General features: G+C 47.7%; 19 protein-coding genes. 12 read left to right on the top strand and 7 right to left on the bottom strand.

The genetic code is table 11. From position 1 onward, the window contains the following. Window positions 1–9 precede the first annotated feature (9 nt). From J3P40_RS06855 to J3P40_RS06845, 3 genes are read right to left on the bottom strand one after another with little or no spacing between them, the layout of a single operon-like run. On the bottom strand, window positions 10–1,155 hold the full coding sequence (locus tag J3P40_RS06855) for a formylglycine-generating enzyme family protein (RefSeq protein ID WP_256004075.1): 1,146 nt from the start codon (window positions 1,153–1,155) through the stop codon (window positions 10–12). Between the two features lie 6 nt (window positions 1,156–1,161). Next, complete coding sequence (locus tag J3P40_RS06850; protein WP_256004074.1) at window positions 1,162–2,811, bottom strand: arylsulfatase; 1,650 nt, start codon at window positions 2,809–2,811, stop codon at window positions 1,162–1,164. Window position 2,812: 1 nt separating this feature from the next. Beyond that, window positions 2,813–4,489, bottom strand: coding sequence for an arylsulfatase (locus J3P40_RS06845; RefSeq protein ID WP_256004073.1), 1,677 nt, complete (start codon window positions 4,487–4,489; stop codon window positions 2,813–2,815). 374 nt (window positions 4,490–4,863) lie between these two features. Here J3P40_RS06845 and J3P40_RS06840 point away from each other — a divergent pair, with 374 nt between their 5' ends. Further along, window positions 4,864–5,259 carry a group III truncated hemoglobin gene (locus tag J3P40_RS06840; RefSeq protein WP_256004072.1) on the top strand — a complete coding sequence of 132 codons (396 nt, stop codon included), beginning with the start codon at window positions 4,864–4,866 and terminating at the stop codon, window positions 5,257–5,259. Window positions 5,260–5,303: 44 nt separating this feature from the next. Next, window positions 5,304–5,888, top strand: a complete 585-nt coding sequence (locus J3P40_RS06835) for an HPP family protein (protein WP_256004070.1) — start codon at window positions 5,304–5,306, stop codon at window positions 5,886–5,888. Here J3P40_RS06835 and J3P40_RS06830 read toward each other — a convergent pair. Then, window positions 5,885–6,229 carry a HopJ type III effector protein gene (locus tag J3P40_RS06830; RefSeq protein ID WP_256004069.1) on the bottom strand — a complete coding sequence of 115 codons (345 nt, stop codon included), beginning with the start codon at window positions 6,227–6,229 and terminating at the stop codon, window positions 5,885–5,887. The two genes, J3P40_RS06835 and J3P40_RS06830, sit on opposite strands and share 4 nt — an antisense overlap. A gap of 84 nt (window positions 6,230–6,313) precedes the next feature. Between J3P40_RS06830 and J3P40_RS06825 the strand changes: the two genes are divergently transcribed. The 5 genes from J3P40_RS06825 to J3P40_RS06805 are packed head-to-tail and all read left to right on the top strand — an operon-like array spanning window position 6,314 to window position 10,631. Next, a complete protein-coding gene (locus tag J3P40_RS06825) occupies window positions 6,314–8,125 on the top strand; it encodes a glycoside hydrolase family 2 protein (protein ID WP_256004068.1) in 1,812 nt (603 codons plus the stop codon). A 4-nt stretch (window positions 8,126–8,129) separates the two neighbouring features. Beyond that, complete coding sequence (locus J3P40_RS06820; protein WP_256004067.1) at window positions 8,130–8,639, top strand: GNAT family N-acetyltransferase; 510 nt, start codon at window positions 8,130–8,132, stop codon at window positions 8,637–8,639. 12 nt (window positions 8,640–8,651) lie between these two features. Further along, window positions 8,652–9,122 carry a low affinity iron permease family protein gene (locus tag J3P40_RS06815; protein ID WP_256004066.1) on the top strand — a complete coding sequence of 157 codons (471 nt, stop codon included), beginning with the start codon at window positions 8,652–8,654 and terminating at the stop codon, window positions 9,120–9,122. A 44-nt stretch (window positions 9,123–9,166) separates the two neighbouring features. Continuing rightward, complete coding sequence (locus tag J3P40_RS06810) at window positions 9,167–10,096, top strand: endonuclease/exonuclease/phosphatase family protein (protein ID WP_256004065.1); 930 nt, start codon at window positions 9,167–9,169, stop codon at window positions 10,094–10,096. Window positions 10,097–10,127: 31 nt separating this feature from the next. Then, the gene (locus J3P40_RS06805) at window positions 10,128–10,631 is read left to right on the top strand and encodes a DUF892 family protein (protein ID WP_256004063.1); all 504 of its coding nucleotides are present in this window, start codon (window positions 10,128–10,130) and stop codon (window positions 10,629–10,631) included. A gap of 9 nt (window positions 10,632–10,640) precedes the next feature. On the opposite strand, the gene J3P40_RS06800 is transcribed toward J3P40_RS06805, so the two are convergent. Together J3P40_RS06800 and J3P40_RS06795 are read right to left on the bottom strand one after the other, a co-directional pair. Next, the gene (locus J3P40_RS06800) at window positions 10,641–11,561 is read right to left on the bottom strand and encodes a helix-turn-helix domain-containing protein (protein ID WP_256004061.1); all 921 of its coding nucleotides are present in this window, start codon (window positions 11,559–11,561) and stop codon (window positions 10,641–10,643) included. 69 nt (window positions 11,562–11,630) lie between these two features. After that, window positions 11,631–12,470 (bottom strand): SDR family NAD(P)-dependent oxidoreductase, encoded by an 840-nt coding sequence (locus tag J3P40_RS06795; protein WP_256004059.1) that lies wholly within the window; start codon window positions 12,468–12,470, stop codon window positions 11,631–11,633. Between the two features lie 125 nt (window positions 12,471–12,595). Between J3P40_RS06795 and J3P40_RS06790 the strand changes: the two genes are divergently transcribed. From J3P40_RS06790 to J3P40_RS06770, 5 genes are all read left to right on the top strand, one after another. Beyond that, window positions 12,596–12,925, top strand: a complete 330-nt coding sequence (locus J3P40_RS06790) for a hypothetical protein (protein ID WP_256004057.1) — start codon at window positions 12,596–12,598, stop codon at window positions 12,923–12,925. Beyond that, a complete protein-coding gene (locus J3P40_RS06785; RefSeq protein ID WP_256004056.1) occupies window positions 12,922–13,980 on the top strand; it encodes a glycoside hydrolase family 5 protein in 1,059 nt (352 codons plus the stop codon). The genes J3P40_RS06790 and J3P40_RS06785 overlap by 4 nt, the downstream gene beginning before the upstream one ends. Before the next feature lie 187 nt (window positions 13,981–14,167). Beyond that, window positions 14,168–15,295: a TlpA family protein disulfide reductase gene (locus J3P40_RS06780; protein WP_256004054.1), complete on the top strand. Its 1,128-nt coding sequence runs from the start codon at window positions 14,168–14,170 to the stop codon at window positions 15,293–15,295. Next, window positions 15,292–15,642 (top strand): DUF2200 domain-containing protein, encoded by a 351-nt coding sequence (locus J3P40_RS06775; protein WP_256004052.1) that lies wholly within the window; start codon window positions 15,292–15,294, stop codon window positions 15,640–15,642. Before J3P40_RS06780 ends, J3P40_RS06775 begins: the two co-directional genes overlap by 4 nt. 19 nt (window positions 15,643–15,661) lie before the next feature. Further along, the gene (locus tag J3P40_RS06770; protein WP_256004050.1) at window positions 15,662–17,071 is read left to right on the top strand and encodes an alpha/beta hydrolase family protein; all 1,410 of its coding nucleotides are present in this window, start codon (window positions 15,662–15,664) and stop codon (window positions 17,069–17,071) included. 5 nt (window positions 17,072–17,076) lie between these two features. Here the strand turns inward: J3P40_RS06770 and J3P40_RS06765 are convergent, their stop codons facing one another. Continuing rightward, on the bottom strand, window positions 17,077–17,613 hold the full coding sequence (locus J3P40_RS06765) for a type II secretion system protein GspG (protein WP_256004048.1): 537 nt from the start codon (window positions 17,611–17,613) through the stop codon (window positions 17,077–17,079).

Raw genomic sequence — 17,613 nt, 5'->3', positions numbered from 1 at the left:
AAATTCCGGTTAGTTTCCAGCCACGCAACGGAAACCAGTATTTTCCAGTCCCGTATCGGGTGAAGACTTCATCCGCGAGGTCACTTTATAGCCCTCACAATAAGATGCATTGCACATAAACGAACCACCCCGGGTTACTTTTTTCGGCACAAAAGGCTCATCCGGATCATAGCCCTTGGCCGGCCCCTTGGGGTTCACAGTTCCCTTCACAGGTAAAGTCGCATAATAATCCGGTGTATACCAATCCGACACCCATTCCCACACATTCCCGGCCATATCGTACAAACCATATTTGTTCGGAGCGAACGAACCAGTCGGCGCCAGACCAGAAAATCCGTCCCAGGAAGTATCCCTATCGGGGAAGCTGCCCTGCCAGGTATTCGCTTTTGGTTTGCCCTGTTCAACCGGATCATTTCCCCATGGATATATCGCATTTTCCGCACTACCGCGCGCGGCATATTCCCACTCCGCTTCGGTTGGCAAACGTTTACCTGCCCATTTCGCGTAAGCGGTGGCATCCTCCCACGAAACCTGTGTAACCGGGTAATCGTCTTTGCCATCAATACTACTACCGGGTCCCTGCGGATGCCGCCAGTTTGCTCCCGGAGTCCAGCGCCACCATTGCGCGGCATTGTTTAGCGGTACAGGATGATTTGGCGGATTGAACGTTAGACCAGCCGGCACAAGCAAATCATCAGGCGGCTTTGGCGTGCCGGGAGGCAACTGCTTCTTAAGTTCTTCCCAATCGGGCTTACGCTCTGCCACAGTTTTATAGCCTGTAGCCTTTACAAAGGCTGCAAACTGTGCATTAGTAACTTCCTTCTCGTCCATCCAGAAACCATCCACTTTTACCTGATGCGCAGGATATTCATCGGCCCGTCCGCCAGCCGTCGCAGCCCCCATAGAAAAGGATCCGCCTTCAATCCACTTCATGCCACGCTTAGACCCGGCTTTCGATGCTGTGCCGGCTCCCAAATCCGGTGCTGCCGCAGCACCAAATCTGCTCGGCATATGACTATGGCAGGATGCATCATCAGCGGTTCTCTTTTCCGGATTTTCTTCACCTGCCTTCTGCTGGCAAGAGCCGCAAAACAATGCCACGATAAGCATCAAACCACAACTTCCAAACAAGCGCCTGCTAACCCTCTTTTTCATATCTATCTACTTCCTTCTCGAAGCTAAAATCTTTCTGATCTCATTCCAGGGCTTAACGCCAGTATGTAACGCCCATTCATCATAAGCTGCCGATAACCTGCGAACCTGCTCTGGATTTTTTTCTGCCAGATCATCCAGTTCAGATCTGTCTTTGCTAATATCATATAGCTGCCACTTCCGTGGCTTCCCTTCCTCATATTCGCACACCAGTTTCATATTGCCCAGCCTAACCGCCGAATTGCCTTCATGCTCCCAAAAAATCGGCTGAGCATGCACTGGCTTTTCAACACCCCGGATAACAGGCAGCAGGCTTTTGCCAGCCATAGGCAGAATATCCTGCCCCTTGTACCTTGCCGGGTATTTCGACCCCGAAACCTCTACTACTGTCGCCATAAGATCCGGGAGAAACCCATACTGGTCAGTAAATTTACCTTTTTTATTTTTAGGGATTGCTTTAGGCCAATGAACAATAAGCGGTGTGCTGATACCACCCTCGTTCACCCAATGTTTGTACTTTTTAAACGGCGTGTTCGAGGCGTTGGCCCATGACTGGCCGTAACTTAGCATATAACCCCGCTTCGAACCTAAATTCTCTTTAAGACCTCCACCCAGATCCCCGCCTTCTGCGCATGCGCCATTATCAGATAAAAAGAAGATCAGCGTATTCTCAAGTTGGCCCGATTCTTCAAGTGCTTTGACCACCCGCCCGATATTCTGGTCCATCCGGTCAATCTGGGCCGCATACAATGCCATTCGGAAATCCATTTCATCCTGTTTTTCGGCAGAAAGCTTGTCCCAGTCGGCCGCGTCATCCGGACTTAACCCCGTCTCTGCTGTCAATACGCCCGACTTTATCATCCGGGCATACCGTTCTTTCCGTAGTGCTTTCCAGCCCGATTTATATTTGTTCCGGTATTTATCAACGTCGTCTTTCAGTGCATTAAGAGGCCAGTGCGGACTTGTATACGCCAGGTACATAAAAAAAGGCGATTTGCCTTCCCTGCGGTTTTCATCCAAAAACTTTACAGCGTGATCCGTCAGCGCATCTGTCAGATAAAAATCATCGCCCTCTGGTTGCACCTGTTCATTCATCAATGTCAGCCCCCTCGGACCTGTCGGATTAAAGTAATTGGCCGCACCCGCGAGTATCCCATAGTACTTATCAAAACCACGCTGAAGCGGCCATCTTTGCTGACCATGATAGCCAACATGCCATTTACCAGACATCAGCGTCTGATATCCGGAACCCTTCAATACCTCGGCTATCGTAACGCAATTATTATTTAATGCACCTTGGTAACCTTTCAGATTATAGTTGTAGGCCACACTGTCTTCCGGATCATTGGTCATGTGTCCGATTCCTGCCTGATGCGGGTATAGGCCAGTTAATAAAGAAGCACGAGTCGGACAGCATCGGGCATTGTTATAAAACTGCCGGAAGCGGATGCCATTTGCCGCCAGCCGGTCCAGATTGGGGGTCGACACTTCACTCCCGTAACTTCCAATATCGGCATAGCCCATATCGTCGGCCATAATAATCATAATATTCGGACGGCTGTCCGCAGCCTTGCCCGGCTTGATCTCATCAACCGTCTTAAAGGCGTAAGCACCGGCCAACAGCGCAATAGTAACAGCGCTTCCAATGATGTATCTCATATTATGGCTTAGGTAACACATGATGATTCTTTGCCCATTCATCCCACATGGCCGACATGGCTTTGACTTTGTCGGGATGCTGACTGGCAAGATTGTTCAGTTCGGTCGGGTCGTCCGTCATATTGTACAGCTGCCACTTCCGGTCGGGACCGGCAACCACCAGTTTCCAGTTGTTATACCTCACATACTTGCTGCCCTCATGCTCATTACACAATACGGTATGACCTTCAACTTTTTTACCTTTAAACAGTGGCGCCAAACTCTTACCTGCCAGCGGCGTAATCATATTTCCGTTATATTCCTTCGGATAAGCCGCCCCTGTAACATCAATAAAAGTCGCCATAAAATCCATTACATGGCCAACCTGCGCAGATTTACTCCCTTTCTTTTTAATGCCGTCAGGCCAGGAAACGATCATAGGCGTGTGAACGCCGCCCTCCAGCGATTGCGACTTCCATAGCCGGAAAGGCGTATTGGCTACATTGGCCCAGCTCGGCCCAATCGAGAAGAAGGTTGTCTGCGGACCAGGCATTACCGATTTGTCTGTCGCATACGAGATCTTTCTCCCGTCCCGCGTTTCGCCCGGTCGGTCAAAACCCGGTCCGTACCTTTCCGAAAGCTCGGCACTGGCACCATTATCACTTAAAAAGACGATGATGGTATTGTCCAGTTCACCCGTATCCTCAAGCGTTTTCAACACACGTCCAATCCCTTGATCCATCCTGTCTATCATCGCCGCATGCACCGCCATTGCCCGGGCATCCCATTCTTTATGCGGGTTATTCTCCCAGGTCATTTGAGCAGGGTTGCGCGGTGACAGCTTCACCTTGGTTGAATCGATCAAACCAAGCTTAACCATCCGCTGATAGCGGTTGCGTCTGATGGCCTCCCAGCCGACTTTATAGGTATCCTTATACTTTTCAATATCTTCAGGAAGCGCCTGGATTGGCCAGTGTGGCGCATTGTGCGCCATATATAGAAAGAACGGCTCACCTTTTTTTGCAAATTCACGGATATAACCGGAAGCCTTATCGTTAATTGCATCGGTATGGTAATAATTTGCAGGCACCTGCTTAACAGGCGTAGTGCCCTCTACCAGGCTAAAGGGATCATAAAAATCAATCACACCCCATATAGTCCCGTAAAACTTATCAAACCCTCTTTTCGTGGGATATTGCTCCAGCGGCGAAAAGAGCGGATATTCTGCGCGGTGACTAAGCCATTTGATTTGTTCCTCTTTTTCCTGTGTAATTGTGTTAGAAACATGCCACTTACCCACCATCGCCGTGCTATAGCCGGCCTGCTTCAGTACTTCGGCAATCGTAACGGTATTTTTCCCAAGGTGACCGCGATAACCACTGTCATTTTCTGCGGTAGTCATATGCCCTATCCCCGCATCGTGGTTATAGAGACCAGTCAGCAGCGAGGCTCTGGTCGGGCAGCACCTCGACACGTTGTAAAACTGGGTAAACTGCATCCCCTGCTTTGCTATACGGTCCAGATTTGGCGTATTAATCTCACCGCCATAACAGCCCAGATCGGAGTAACCCAGATCATCGGCCAAAATCAAAATGATATTAGGCTTTTTTGGTTTTTTAGGGAGTGCTCGCGACATAGACGCGAGTGGTGCACCCAGAAATACAGCGAGCAAAACATATACAGCAGTTCTTTTTTTCATACCTCTCAGAAGCTTAAAATTTGGTTATACAACAAGTCCGGCACTCCGGCTGTCTGCAAATTAAATGATTAGCTTTTGATTAACCTGATCAATCTTAGGTTCTTTTGTATCATTTTAGAAATATAACATCCAATATAATGCCTTGGGAAACAACAAATATTGATGCGCTTTGTTAATACCAGGTATTACAAATGCACCCGCTATGCCTAAGAATAAAAAAGAATCGGACCCATGTTGGAAAAACTACGAGCAGGTGGGAATGAAAACCAAGGAAGGGAAAAAAGTTCCGAACTGTGTTCCGAAAAAATCCGGAAAGAAAGACAATAAGTGACCGAGATCATTCCGGTCAGCTTATCACTCGCTATCTTTGCACTATGGCAGCATCAAAAGATATCAGTACGGATGAGGATATTGTTTTATTGGTCGACACCTTTTACACCAATATCCGGGAAAACGAATTACTCGGACCTATCTTCGGCGCCATAATCAACGACCGCTGGCCCGAACATCTTGAAAAGATGTACCGTTTCTGGCAAACGGTGTTGTTAGAAAAACACAATTACAGCGGAAGCCCCTTCCCACCGCATGCAAACATGGCCATTGGCAAGCACCATTTCGATACCTGGCTGACTTTGTGGCGCACTGCGCTGAACAGTCTCTTCGCAGGGCCGCTTACCGAAGAAGCAAAGTGGCGTGCAGAAAAGATGGCGACAATGTTCCTGTCCAAAATCGAATATTACCGAAACCACCCCGGCTTCCCATTAATGTAACGCAGCATTGCCGAATCCGGCAGCGAATATTAACTTTGCTCCGAATGAGGCGAAAGATCAGAAAACATGTACGTGCCGCAAGGTATATCCTGTATAAAGAAACGCTGGTCGACCGGAAAGAACACTTCTGGACTTTCCTTGGTTCTTTTACCGGCATCGCCCTTATCGGTCTGCTGCACAGTCCGTATTTTGAAGCGCACGACAATCTTTTCCTGATCGGCTCTTTTGGTGCCTCCGCCGTACTTATCTACGGCGTTATCAATAGTCCCCTCGCACAGCCACGGAACCTAATTGGCGGACACGTCATTTCGGCTATCATCGGCGTTACCATCCATAAACTGATACCCGGCGAACTCTGGCTTGCCGCAGCGCTGTCTGTGTCGCTATCCATAGTCTGCATGCAGATCACTAAAACCCTGCATCCTCCCGGAGGCGCAACCGCCCTGATCGCTAATATCGGATCGGAAAAAATCTTATCGCTCGGGTACCTTTACGTGATCAGTCCCGTACTGTCGGGATGTATTATCCTTCTGGCCGTTGCCATATTTTTCAATAACAGAACCTCGCATAGAAGTTATCCGAGAAACAAACGCTGGTATCTTTTCTGGAAACGCTACCGCCGTCCCTAAGACTTAGCCTTTAAAGCCACACCCTCGAAGGCAACGCCCTCCCAGCCCCGGGCCATAAACTGCCTGATGTTCTGATGATCTGTACCTTCCGGGGTCGCAAGCACTGCTTCGTAATGCTCGGCAAACAACTGTAAAGTGTCTTCTTCCGAGAGCCCGTTAAGCTTTGCAAAAGTCAGCACCTTCGCGCTACCCTGATTTTGCGAAGCCTCGTTGTAAACCTCTCCATTCCTGAAGGCCGTCGGGGTATGATCATAACGTTCCTCTATAAAGGCAATCAGGCCCGAAAAATTCATGTTCTTCGACTGAATAAGGTTCAGCAAACCGGCAATATCTTCTTTCATAATCTTCTTAAGCGAGCTGCAAACATATACTTTTGTACAATTAGCACCAAACCCATATATTACATTCAAAAAATATCATAGGTTATGACAATATCTAAGAGACTGCTTTTCATCATTTTAGTGATCGCAACAGCGATCATGGTGCACACAGCATCCGGCCAGAAGCCCAAACTACCCACAAAATGGACACAGGCTGCCATGAACACAGATATGCCGTTTCCAGATTATCCAAGACCGCAGTTACAGCGGGCCGACTGGCTTTCTCTTAACGGAAAATGGGATTATCTTGGCGGAAAGCAGGTTGCAAACGCTTTAAAGCCAATCAAGCCCATAAACTTCGAAGGCAAAAAAGAAACTATCCTTGTGCCCTACTGTCCGGAATCGGTGCTCTCGGGTATAGAGCGTAACCAGGAAATCAATATGTGGTACCGGAGAAACTTTGAGATCCCGGCATCCTGGAAAGATAAGCAGGTGATCATCCACTTCGATGCGGTTGACCACGACGCGACCGTGTTTGTAAACGGACAAAAGGCTGGCACCCATGCCGGCGGATACGATGCTTTTAGCCTAAACATTACGCCTTTCCTGAAGAAAGGAAGCAACGTTTTGGTGGTTGCAGCGCACGATCCTAACGATGGCAAGACACCCTCCGGCAAAAACGGTCCGCGCGGCGACTACACCTTTACCTCCGGCATCTGGCAAAGTGTGTGGCTGGAACCAGTCGGCAAAAACTACATCAAAAACCTAAAGCTAACGCCCGATGTGGCTAACAGTCGCCTGCAAATTACAGTAAGCGCTGATGTCGCACAGATTACAGCAGCGGCCCTCGACGGTAAAAAAGTTATTTCAGAGACAAAGGCCCAGGCCGGGACCACATTCTACCTTGCGGTGCCAAACCCTAAGCTATGGTCGCCAGACGACCCGTTCTTATATGACCTCAAACTCACGCTATACGATAAAAGCGGAAAGGTCACCGACGAGGTCACCAGCTATTTCGGCATGCGTGATGTGCGCCTTGGCAAGGTAAATGGCGTGGTAAGACCCCTGCTCAACAATCAATTTGTGATGCAGGTAGGCTTGCTAGATCAGGGTTACTGGCCCGATGGTATTCTGACGGCGCCGACAGACGAAGCACTTAAATACGATGTGGAATTCACAAAACGAGCTGGTTTCAACCTGATCAGGAAACATATGAAAACCGAACCTAAGCGCTTCTATTACTGGGCCGACAAGCTTGGCCTGCTTGTGTGGCAGGATATGCCTGCCATCTGGTATCAGCATGAAGACACGGCAAAAACCAGAACCGCTTTCCGTAAGGAGCTCAAGGCAATGATGGACGATCTGCATAACCCTCCGTCAATCATAGCGTGGGTGCCTTTCAATGAAAACTGGGGAGCTTTCGACGTCAAAGAGATTACCGACTGGGTAAAAAAGTATGATCCCTCGAGGCTGGTCAACGGAAACTCGGGATTCAATAACAACCCTGGCTATCAGAAAGCGGCCGGAGATCCGGGAAATGGCGACTTCGTCGACACGCACATTTACATAGGCCCGAACGACGCCTCAAAGCCGGACGATAAGCGGGCAGCCTCTCTGGGTGAATATGGCGGCGTCGGACTGTTTGTGAGGGGACACATGTGGCCGGTTGAAAACAATGCCTACGGTTACGAACCAACAAAGGAAAGGCTTACCGACAAATATATCCTGCTCATGAACCAGGTAGAGCAACTCATGAAGTATAAGGGATTAAGCGTCGCTATTTATACGCAGACCACCGATGTAGAGCATGAGATAAACGGGCTGCTCACGTATGACCGCGCCTTTGAAAAAATGGAGGTTGAACGGGTGCGCGAGGTAAATCAGGCAGTAATCAATGAAAGTAAAAAGATCAACTAGTTGAATGGAATACAACTTCAGAGAAGCCAGTCCGAACGAAATTGACCAGATATGGGCTATTTTGGATAAGGCGATAGAAAGAAGAAAGGCAGAGGGCAGCGAGCAATGGCAAGATGGCTACCCCAATATGGAAGTGGTCCGAAACGACATCAGCAAACAGGCAGGATATGTTCTGACGGAAAAAGACCAGATTGTGGGATATGTAGCAGTACTAGTAAACGACGAGCCCGCGTACGACAATATCGAAGGAAAATGGCTTAGTACGGGCGACTTCGTTGTCATACACCGGGTAGGCATAGCTGAAAGTCATCTGGGAAGAGGTCTGGCAAGACAAATGCTTGAACATATCGCCCGCTTTGCGGCAGAACGAAACATACACAGCATCAAGGCCGATACCAACTTCGACAACCCCGCCATGATCCGGACTTTTGAAAACGCGGGGTATGTGTACTGCGGGGAAGTACTTTTAAGAGGAAAATCGCGGCGGGCATACGAAAAGGTTTTGCATAATTAACACCTATAAAAGATGGCAAAAAAGAAGAAAATCGGTTGGTTCGAAAACGTAGCGAACCTGATCACCTGTTGGGTTGGAAGCGGGCCTGCCTTTGGCATCGCAACGCTGGTTGTGATAGTCTGGGCCATTAGCGGTCCCCTCTTTCATTTTTCAGAAACCTGGCAGTTGGTTATTAACACCGGCACAACGATCGTTACCTTTTTAATGGTTTTCCTGATCCAAAAATCACAGAACAAAGACAACAAGGCTATCCAGTTAAAGCTCAATGAACTTATTGCAGCCTCCCGTCACTCCAGCAACCGAATGGTCGACATCGAAGATCTGAGCGAAGAAGAGTTGGACCAACTGCATAAATACTATAAACGCTTGTCAGACATGGCTGAAGAGGATGACGATATTCATACGTCTCATTCCATAGATGAAGCTGAAAAAATACAAGCAGCTAAAAGGTCAATAAGACAGCATAACACCAATCGTAAATAATGAAATCCAGCATCCGAATCTTATTACTGATCAGCGCCTTTTGTATGTCAGTCAAACCTGTCGGCGCTCAGACGAAGCAGAACGTTCGCATCATGAGCTTTAACCTATGGCATGGCGGCGATGGCTGCAAACTGCCCAGAGACACGAGCATCAAATACGAATTGGCGGCAATCAAGACTTCAGGAGCAGACGTCGTAGGCCTGCAGGAGCAGACCAGTGGTATGGGCGACAAAACATCAAGAGCAATTATTCTTGCGGAAAAGCTGGGCTGGAACCACTATATTATAAGCGGAAGCAGGGCGGTCATCTCACGTTATAAGATAAAGCCTGTACCACCGGTAAAGCCACAACCCGCTAACCACCAAAACACCGCGGGTAAAAATTCGCAGATCGTCCTTATAGAACTGCCGGGCACCAAAACCGTTGCCTTCGGCGTGATGCACCTCATGTATACGCCGTACGAATCTTACGATATTGCCGACAAAAAATTCAGTACCGGGGCAGAGGTGATTCAATCGGCCACCAAAGCCAGAATGCACGAAGTAAAAAGCATGATGGACGAGGCGGCACCACTTATGGCCAAAGGAATTCCCGTGGTGCTGGTGGGCGACTTTAATGAACCAAGCTGTCTCGACTGGACGCCAAAAGCGATCAGGGAACGTAACGACCCCTTGCTCCCTTTCGCCGTAAACTGGCCCTGCACCGACTACATCCTTAAATCAGGATTTGTTGACGCATACCGGCAAATCCATCCAAACGTTAAAAAGAAGCCCGGCTATACCTGGACCACCATGCCAGGCTTATGGCATGACCCCGAAATCCACGACCGGATCGATCTCATTCATGTTTCAAAAAAAGGCATCCGTGTGAAAGACGCCTTCCTGATGGGCGATCAATCTGAGCTTTCCGACATCGTAGTTACACCATGGACATCCGATCACCGGGCGGTAGTCACAGAACTGAAAATACTTTGAACGAAATCCCGGAACCAACTGTTAAGAACTCATGAAAACGCCGCCTATAAATCTGATTGATGTATTCCAGGAAATGGTATCTGCTTGTTATGCCAGCGAAAAGAAATATGAAAAACTCTTTGAGCAGCTCTCAGAAAATGCCGCTACCGACGAACTGAAGTCCTGCTTGTCGCCCACCCGAAATGAGCTGGCACAGCATGTCGACCGCCTGGCCCAAATTTTAAAATGGCTTAAGCTGCGCCCTTCCAGGATCATGTCAAATACCGACGAAACCTTAATGGCTATGGCCAAAGAAGCATGCGGCTACAAAAAGCAGCAGTCGCCCCATAAAGACGTCCAGATCCTGCAGGCAGCAAAGCTGATCACCTTTCATAAAATCTCCCTTTACGGCTCTATGGAAAAGATGGCAGAGGCTCTAAAAATGGAGAACGCCGCAACGCTGCTTGCCCAGTCGGCCGAAGACAACAGAAATGCCGGCGCGTACTTCACGCAGATTGAGCAAAACATTCTTTATCCGGCAGTAGCCTCAGCCTGAGCTGACCTCTTAACTCAAAAACCGCTGTCTGAATGCCAGCGGCGTCTGCTCTGTCTTGGTCTTAAACAGTTTACTGAAAGATTGCGGATGCTCGAAACCAAGTTCATAGGCAATCTGGCTTACCGACAAAGTACTGGTAGATAACCGTTCTTTGGCCTCTTCAATCAAGCGATGATGAATGTGCTGCTGGGCGCTCTGGCCTGTCAACGAGCGCAGCATATCGCTCAGGTAGCTCGGGGACACATTCAATTGGTCTGCCAGATACTGGACACTTGGCAAGCCGCTGCTCAGCGACCTGTTATTGATAAAATAGTCGTCCAGCACCTCCTCCAGTTTCTCCAGCAGATCGCTATGCACTGCCTTACGGGTAATGAACTGGCGTCTGTAAAAACGGTTTGCGTAGTTGAGGAGCAACTCAATCTGCGATATAACCACATCCTGACTGAAGTCATCTATCCGGCTGTTCAGCTCCCCCTCAATCATATGGAAGATCGAAATGATGGTCGTCTTCTCCTCCTCCGACAGATGGAGCGCCTCATTCGTTGAATACGAAAAGAAGCCATACTGCTTTATCTTCTTTGCCAGTGGATAGTTCAGAAAAAAGTCGGGGTGTATCAACAGGGTATATTCAGAACAAATACCTTCGTCGTCACTTTGATTGCCTATAATCTGGTTTGGAGCAGCAAAAAACAAGCCGCCTTCAGCAAAATCGTAATAGTGCTGTCCGTATTTCAACCTTCTGGCGATGCCAGGTTTATATGCAATTTTATAGAAGGTCAGCACGTGCGAACCGGGCAAGGCATTCATCGGAATCTGATTATCGCTATTAAGCATACTAATCAGCGGATGTTTTGGATTGGGGAGGCCAAATTGCCGGTGGGCGTCGGTGAGCGACTTAAACCTAAGCAGCGCGGGCTCTTCTTTTTTCATAACTTAATATCTTATACAATAATAACCGATATTCAAATGAATACCGGTTATCGGCTTTTATTTTGACATTTATTTGCTTTGTGCCGCGTTGGAAACCTCTTCCCAGGCCTCCCAGGTGGCTAACCGCTCTGCATAAGTTTCACGAACCCATGGCAGGGCCTGACTGCCCAGGAAAAACCGCAACGGAGGGTTATCCGAGTCTACCACCTTAAATACCGCTTCAGGAGTTGCTTCCGGATCTCCGCGCTCCATTGTTCTCAAGCTTTCGGCAAACTGTTGCTTAAAGTCGCCATAAATTTCCATGCCTTCAACGGCTTTTAAAGATTGCTGACTGCCGAATTCTGTAGCATAGGCACCCGGTTCAATAATCGTTACCTTCACCCCAAACGAAGCAACTTCAGCAGCAAGACTTTCATGAATCGCCTCAAATGCCCATTTAGAAGAGCAGTAGTAACCGATGACCGGCAAGGTTACATGGCCCAGATTACTCGAAGTGCCTACAATGTGGCCGCCGCCCTGTTTGCGCAGCAATGGTAAGGCAGCCTGTATTACATACAGCGCACCAAAAACATTCGTTTCGTAGAGCGCCCGCACATCGTCGGCATCAGTCTCTTCAATGGTACCCACCAACGCATAACCCGCGTTGTTAAGCACAATGTCAAGTCGGCCGAAATGATCATGCGCCGCCTGCACTACTTCCTTCACCTGCGCTTTGTTCGTCACGTCCAATTCCAGCGTCAGAACATTGTCGCCGTACAGCTCGTTCAATTCCGCAATGCTGGCCAGCGACCTCGCGGTGGCTACTACCTTATCGCCCCTCTTAAGCGCCGCCTCGGTCCAAATGCGTCCAAATCCACGGGAAGCACCCGTAATAAACCAAATTTTCATATTTTCTCTCTCTTGTGTCATATCAATTTTTTTGATACACAAAGATTGCCGGTATGCAGTTCCCGATTGTAGCCTATTTGCGGAAATACTTAATCAAAATGAGAATCATCCAATCATAGTCGCACACCGTTACCTATCTTAGTATTATGAAATACAGGGCAGCCACTTTCCGCAAATTACCCGCAAGTGCGATGGCGCTGTATCCCTTCATACTCTTCAAGGATCAGCAGGCGCGTAACAATCAGCAGATTATCCGGCACGAACTCATCCACTTCAGGCAACAACTGGAATTGTTAATTCTGCCCTTTTACCTGCTATACCTCCTGCACTACTTGCTAAACCTGGTGATATACCGCAACCACCATCGTGCCTATATGCACATCTGTTTCGAGCAGGAAGCTTACGAGCACGATAGCAATCCCCAGTATTTAACCACCAGAAAACCCTACGCATGGTTAAAAAAATTTGTATTATGAAACGCAGAAAATTCCTCCAGCTTGGCATGTCCTTGGCCGCATTTAGTTTAGTCGGCCCCAACTTAATTATGGGCGCTCAGTCGGCAACCAATAAACTTCCCCGGTGGCGCGGCTTTAATCTGCTGGAGAAGTTCAACGGCGATCACAATCAACCCTTCAAGGAAAGTGATTTCAGGATGATGGCCGACTGGGGCTTCGACTTCGCCCGCCTGCCTATGTCGTACCGGTGCTGGTCTGAGCCCGGCGACTGGTTTACCATGAACGAAGCGGTATTGAAGGAGATTGACGAGGCCATCGCCTATGGCACGAAATACAAAATCCATGTAAACCTGAACCTTCACCGGATACCTGGATACTGCGTTAACCCACCCGCAGAGCCGCTAAACCTTTGGAAAGATGAGAAGGCACTGGAAGCAGCTGCCTTTCATTGGCAAACCCTTGCCAAGCGATATAAAAAGATAGGCAGCGACAAACTGAGTTTCGATCTGATCAACGAACCGGCAAACGTAAGCGAAGCGGATTATCTGAAAGTCATTACCCCGATCGTGGAGACCATCCGTAAGGAAGATCCGAAACGACTTATTATCATCGACGGCCTGCAATGGGGCACTAAACCTTTATTTGGCGCTGCCAAACTGAATGTGGGGCAAAGCACACGCGGATACGGCCCAATGCAGGTAAGCCATTACAAAGCATCATGGGTAAACATGGATTGGAGTAAAACACCTACATGGCCGTTGGTGCTTGGTAATAACGACCGATGGGACCAGAACCGCTTGCGACAAGAATTTGCACCATGGAAAAAACTTTCAGATCAGGGCGTGGGCGTGCATGTTGGTGAATGGGGCGCATTTAGTCACACCCCGCACGATACAGCCCTGGCCTGGATGGAAGACAACCTGAAGATCTGGAAAGAGAACGGCTGGGGCTGGTCGCTCTGGAACCTCCGCGGCGGATTTGGCATATTAGACAGTGGGCGTACGGACGTTGCATACGAAGATTATCAGGGACACAAGCTCGACCGGAAGATGCTCGATTTGTTACAGAGATATTAATATGTCCTGGTCCAACATTTCTTCGGGACTAGTCTGGGGCTTGTTCGCAAAAAAGGTACTATTTGTGGACTATTCCCGAACAAAACCCAGATTAATCCCAGATTTCGTGGACACTTGGTAGCATCTTGCCTTTGACTTTTCCGGATAAATCACTTAGATTGCATAATAAGATTTAATCATTCGGATTATGAAAACAGCGCCGCTCTTAGCCCTGCTCTTTTTAACTAACCTAGTACTCGGACAAGGCAAATTTCAATTGACCCTGCACACGACAGATGATGTAATAAAGTCGGTGACTATAAATTTACTTGATAACGGACAGCTTCAAGAAACGGAAACTTACAAGGCGACGGTGAACGATCGAAAGGTCAGCATCTCAGGAAATTTAACCCAACCATGTCATTTCGCTAAAATGACGATCCATAACGGCGAATTCCAACGGTACAAATATTTCTCTATCGACACCGGGATCAATGACTTCAATGTATCTTTAAAGGGAAACTGGTTAATGCTAGCAGACACAAGAGGAACAAGCGCTACGCATCGGCTGTCTGACGTTTTCGATAGCATAGCTAACAGCTTTATTTCACGTAACACGAAGACAACCATTAATACGCCCACAGCTGATCAGGCGAGCAAGATAAATTCTGATATGCTCAGTGTCATCAAGCAAAACCCGGATGAATACAGAAGCCTGTTACAGCTAAATTACGTAAATGCGTTTGATAATAGTGAAAAACATCTACGCACCATACTTGAAACGTACAAAGTTTTACGTAGCGACTTGCAGCAATCGGCACTGGGTTTGGACCTGCGTGAACGTGTTACTAACAAACTCAAGGCGCTGGAAGACAGCGCCAAAGGCAAACCCGTCCCCATTTTCACGGTTAAAGATCTGCAAGGGAAACCGTTTACGAACGCGTCGCTTAAGGGCGAGGTTTACCTTATCGTATTTTGTGCCGTATGGTGCGTGCCTTGCCAGGAAGACCTACCGAAATTTCAGGCTCTTTATAACCGCTACAAGAACAAGGGACTAAAGGTTGTCTATTTCAATGACGACGATAATTTAGCCCGCTGGAAGGCCCATGTACAGAACAAACGGCTCGACTGGATTAACGTATCAGAACGATTGAAGCCGCAAAAAGGACTTATTCCCAAGCGTTTCGGCGTTTACGCTATACCAAACTATTTTTTAGTTAACCGCCAGGGCAGAATTGTCTACAACTCTGTTGCCAGTAATAATCGGCTCCCTGAATTGGAAACAGCATTAAGCTCCCTCTATCAAACCAGTGATCAGCAACCTCAAAAAATATGATGAACACCAGGATTTATAAAATGTCTTTTGCCGGCGTGTACCCACATTACGTTCAGAAAGCAGAAAAGAAAGGACGCACCAAAGCCGAGGTAGATGAAATCATACTTTGGCTCACGGGATACGATCAGCAGAGCCTGCAAAAACACATTGACGAGAAAACGGACTTCGAAACTTTCTTTGCCAAAGCCCCGCAGCTAAACCCCAATGCATCCAAGATAACTGGCGTTATTTGCGGATATCGCATAGAAGAAATTGAAGATGAACTGATGAAGAAAATCCGTTATCTCGACAAGATGATCGATGAGCTGGCGAAAGGCAGAGCCATGGAGAAGATACTTAGGAAATAACTTACATCTATAAATCTGAATGAAACGCTTGATAATATTTTGCCTCTTAGGCGTGCTTGCTTATGGTACGTCGGCCCAAGAATCAGACCCAAGCATTTGGGAGACGAAATTGGGAGCGATCCGGATCATACTGAAAATATCCACGGACAAAACCACAGAATTAAACACAGCGCTATTTGACAGTCCCGACCAGAATGCCTTTGACATTCCGGTATCTCGCCTGGTCATCGGCACGGATAGCCTAATAGCTTTTTCTGAAGCTATGAAACAGGGCTTTAGCGGTGTATTTAATAGCGACCGTTCTAAGATTCAAGGCTTTTGGAATCACAGTTCTGGGAAAGTACCTGTTACCTTTATTAAGGTAGTGAACTTTGAGGTTAAGCGCCCCCAGACGCCCAAACCACCGTTTCCATATATCATACAAGATGTTACCTTTTACAACAAGGAGAAATCAATTCGGTTTGGCGCTACACTTACACTGCCTGACCTGAAAAGCGATTATCCGGCTGTTATTATGATTACAGGATCCGGGGCACAAGATCGGGATGAGACCGCCTTTGGACACAAACCGTTTTGGGTTATTGCTGACTACTTAAGTCGTCGTGGTATAGCCGTGTTAAGGGTAGATGACCGTGGAGTGGGCAAGAGTACAGGTGTTTTGGCAGGAGCAACTTCAGCTGATTTTGCGGATGACGTGCTTGCGGCGGTGGAATATCTAAAGAAGCAGGTAGGAATCAACACAAAACAAATTGGACTGATAGGACACAGCGAAGGCGGTGTTATCGGCCCGATTGCAGCGACCCGATCCAAAGATATTGCCTTTCTGATAAGTCTTGCTGGAGTTGGTATTAAGGGCTCTGAGTTGATGCTTGCCCAAGGCAGATGGGCGTATCGAAACATGGGGTTCACAGACGAAGAACTATCAAGAATCGACACATTAAATCGCTTGATATATGGTTTAAGCGAGCGAACCGGCGATATCCAAACACTCGCACCATTGTTAAAAAAGGAAATGGCCGGTTGGATGCAACGTCAACCGGAAAGCTTCCTGTGGAAATCTGGCTTAAAGGGCCCCAATTCTGATAAGGCCATGGCTTCAATGACTTCTGTGGTGCTCAATCCGTGGATGCGATATTTCATTGCGTACGACCCCGGAATATACTTATCCAAGTTAACTATCCCAGTCTTGGCCATAAATGGAGAAAAGGATGTCCAAGTATCCGCTATCGAAAATCTGGAGGGCTTTGGAAAACACCTTAAAGAGGCCGGAAATAAAAATTTCACGACCATCGCCTTCCCCGGACTAAATCACTTTTTCCAGCACGCTGAAACTGGCGACCTTAATGAATATGCAAAAATAGAAGAGACCATTGCACCCGAAGTGCTGGAAACAATCTCGAAATGGATTAACAGTCAGTACAAGAAATAAGCAGGCTATTGTCCCTTATTATCAGCATCTATCCATATCTCAGGGTAGAAATCATCTTTCGTGTTAGGAATCCCGTCCTGCCCCATAGACGAAAGCTTATAAACATCACCTACTTTTTGATAATTGTAAAGTGTGTTTTTCCTCAGCTGAACTCCCTGGACGGCATCATGTATTGGTGCAAACTTATTATCAGTCAGCAATTGAGGCAAACTGTCCGGATATTTGCCATGCTTAATTTTGTAGGCTTCCAGGTGGCCAACCAAGCTGGTCAACTGGTTTTTCGATATTTCAGCGAAACCTTCTTTAGATAAATCACTGTGTGTCATAAAGTAAAACATTGATCCATAAACCGCAATGGTAAACACTATGCCCGAAATACCTATCGCGGCCAACCACTTATTCTTGTAAACAAATATGGCATATAACAATAGTCCGAGCCCCACAAAAGCCCCAATCAAAGGGATTATACAAAGCAATCCCAAAAGATAAGGCGGCTTTGACTGCCGAACGGGCAAGTTCTGTAATTGTGTTCCGTGTTCCAT

The organism is Pedobacter deserti (genome assembly GCF_024436415.1).
GTDB classification, from domain to species: Bacteria; Bacteroidota; Bacteroidia; order Sphingobacteriales; family Sphingobacteriaceae; genus Pedobacter; species Pedobacter faecalis.
This window is presented reverse-complemented; position numbering and strand designations above follow the sequence as displayed.

Bases quoted from the DNA above. Each gene is read 5' to 3' on its own strand.
- J3P40_RS06855 (WP_256004075.1), bottom strand. From the start codon at position 1,155: ATGAAAAAGAGGGTTAGCAGGCGCTTGTTTGGAAGTTGTGGTTTGATG.
- J3P40_RS06850 (WP_256004074.1), bottom strand. From the start codon at position 2,811: ATGAGATACATCATTGGAAGCGCTGTTACTATTGCGCTGTTGGCCGGT.
- J3P40_RS06845 (WP_256004073.1), bottom strand. From the start codon at position 4,489: ATGAAAAAAAGAACTGCTGTATATGTTTTGCTCGCTGTATTTCTGGGT.
- J3P40_RS06840 (WP_256004072.1), top strand. From the start codon at position 4,864: ATGGCAGCATCAAAAGATATCAGTACGGATGAGGATATTGTTTTATTG.
- J3P40_RS06835 (WP_256004070.1), top strand. From the start codon at position 5,304: ATGAGGCGAAAGATCAGAAAACATGTACGTGCCGCAAGGTATATCCTG.
- J3P40_RS06830 (WP_256004069.1), bottom strand. From the start codon at position 6,229: ATGAAAGAAGATATTGCCGGTTTGCTGAACCTTATTCAGTCGAAGAAC.
- J3P40_RS06825 (WP_256004068.1), top strand. From the start codon at position 6,314: ATGACAATATCTAAGAGACTGCTTTTCATCATTTTAGTGATCGCAACA.
- J3P40_RS06820 (WP_256004067.1), top strand. From the start codon at position 8,130: ATGGAATACAACTTCAGAGAAGCCAGTCCGAACGAAATTGACCAGATA.
- J3P40_RS06815 (WP_256004066.1), top strand. From the start codon at position 8,652: ATGGCAAAAAAGAAGAAAATCGGTTGGTTCGAAAACGTAGCGAACCTG.
- J3P40_RS06810 (WP_256004065.1), top strand. From the start codon at position 9,167: ATGTCAGTCAAACCTGTCGGCGCTCAGACGAAGCAGAACGTTCGCATC.
- J3P40_RS06805 (WP_256004063.1), top strand. From the start codon at position 10,128: ATGAAAACGCCGCCTATAAATCTGATTGATGTATTCCAGGAAATGGTA.
- J3P40_RS06800 (WP_256004061.1), bottom strand. From the start codon at position 11,561: ATGAAAAAAGAAGAGCCCGCGCTGCTTAGGTTTAAGTCGCTCACCGAC.
- J3P40_RS06795 (WP_256004059.1), bottom strand. From the start codon at position 12,470: ATGACACAAGAGAGAGAAAATATGAAAATTTGGTTTATTACGGGTGCT.
- J3P40_RS06790 (WP_256004057.1), top strand. From the start codon at position 12,596: ATGAAATACAGGGCAGCCACTTTCCGCAAATTACCCGCAAGTGCGATG.
- J3P40_RS06785 (WP_256004056.1), top strand. From the start codon at position 12,922: ATGAAACGCAGAAAATTCCTCCAGCTTGGCATGTCCTTGGCCGCATTT.
- J3P40_RS06780 (WP_256004054.1), top strand. From the start codon at position 14,168: ATGAAAACAGCGCCGCTCTTAGCCCTGCTCTTTTTAACTAACCTAGTA.
- J3P40_RS06775 (WP_256004052.1), top strand. From the start codon at position 15,292: ATGATGAACACCAGGATTTATAAAATGTCTTTTGCCGGCGTGTACCCA.
- J3P40_RS06770 (WP_256004050.1), top strand. From the start codon at position 15,662: ATGAAACGCTTGATAATATTTTGCCTCTTAGGCGTGCTTGCTTATGGT.
- J3P40_RS06765 (WP_256004048.1), bottom strand. From the start codon at position 17,613: ATGGAACACGGAACACAATTACAGAACTTGCCCGTTCGGCAGTCAAAG.